A 1,640-nucleotide genomic window follows, 5' to 3' on the forward strand; every position below is an offset into this window, starting at 1 on the left:
CGGTGAGTCATGCGTTTCATTCGGTGTTGATGGAGCCGATGCTGGAGGAGTTCCGGCGGGTTGTGGAGGGGGTGTCGTTCGGGCCGGCGCGGCTTGCGGTGGTGTCGACGTTGTCGGGTGGTGTGGCGGGTGCGGAGTTCGATACGCCGGAGTACTGGGTGCGTCAGGTCCGGGAAGCGGTCCGGTTCGCGGATGCGGTGGACTGGCTGGCCGGGGAGGGTGTGTCCACGTTCTTGGAGGTGGGGCCGGATGCAGCGCTGAGTCCGATGGCCGTGCGGTGCCTGGACGATCAGGCGTGTGTGGTGCCGTTCCAGCGGCGTGAGCAGGACGAGACGGTGACCGCGCTGCGTGCGCTGGCCGAACTCTTCGTCCACGGCACCCCGGTGGACTGGACGAAGACCCTGCCGGGTGCCCCGTCCCGCCAAGTCCCCCTGCCCACCTACGCCTTCCAGCACGAGCGTTACTGGCTGCCGGGTCCGGCTCTGCGCGGCTCTGCGGACGGCGCGCTGGATGCCGGCTTCTGGGATGTGGTTGAGCGGGGGGATGCGGAGGAGCTGTCGCGGGTGCTCGCGGTGGCGGGTGATGCCTCGTTGGGTGAGGTGGTGCCTGCGTTGGCGTCGTGGCGTCGGGGGCGGCGTGAGCGGTTTGAGGTGGATGGCTGGCGTTATCGGGCGGTGTGGCGTCCGGCGCGGGTCGGTGCGGGTGCGGGTGTGGGGTTGTCGGGGCGTTGGCTGGTCGTGATCCCGTCCGGTGGGGCTGAACAGGCGGACGTACGTGCGGTGTTGGCGGCCCTGGACGCGGCGGGTGCGGAGGTTGTGCCGGTCGAGGTGGCTGCGGGTGGGCTCGACCGAGCCGAACTGACTGTCCAGCTAAGTGAGTTGACTGACCATCCGGCGAGTGTGGTCTCCCTGTTGGCGGTGAGGGATGAGGAAGAGGTGGCGGCTACTGCGGTGGCGGCGGCCGATGCTCTCGTCCTTGTGCAGGCTCTGGGTGATGCCGGGATTGATGCTCCGTTGTGGTGTGTGACGCGGGGTGCGGTGTCGGTGGGGGACTCGGACGGGGTGGTCTCGGCCGGGCAGGCTGGTGTGTGGGGTCTGGGCCGGGTTGTGGCTCTGGAGCATCCCGGGCGCTGGGGAGGCCTCATCGATCTCCCGGCGCCGGGAGAGATCGCGGCGGCGGAGACGTCGGCAGCGGTGAGTTCCGGGGCGATTGACGTACCGGCCGTATATGGCCAGACAGCTGAACGGCTTGTCGCGGTCCTTGCCGGTGCGTTCTCTGGTGAGGATCAGGTGGCGGTGCGTGCGGCTGGTGTGTTTGTGCGTCGTGTGGTTCCTGCTCCGGTGAGGTCGTCGTCGGCTGGTGTGGGAGAGCTGTCGCAGCTGGTGGGTGGCACGGTGCTGGTGACTGGTGGCACGGGTGGTCTGGGTGCTGAGGTGGCGCGTTGGCTTGCGGGTGAGGGTGTGGGGCGTCTGCTGCTGGTGAGCCGGCGGGGTGTGGAGGCTCCGGGGGTGGCTGGGCTTGTCGCGGAGCTGGCGGAGCTGGGTTGTGCGGCGAGTGTGGTGGCGTGTGATGTGTCGGATCGTGCGGCGCTGGCTGAGGTGTTGGCGGGGGTTCCCGCCGAGTTCCCGTTGTGTGGTGTG

Annotated in this window: 1 protein-coding gene; it reads left to right on the forward strand. The window is 69.2% G+C overall.

The features are described from left to right. Window positions 1–2 precede the first annotated feature (2 nt). The coding region (locus AOK08_RS48560; RefSeq protein ID WP_338400164.1) for an SDR family NAD(P)-dependent oxidoreductase at window positions 3–1,640 on the forward strand (1,638 nt) is incomplete at its 3' end.

The organism is Streptomyces graminilatus, assembly GCF_001418565.1.
GTDB classification, from domain to species: domain Bacteria; phylum Actinomycetota; class Actinomycetes; order Streptomycetales; family Streptomycetaceae; genus Streptomyces; species Streptomyces graminilatus.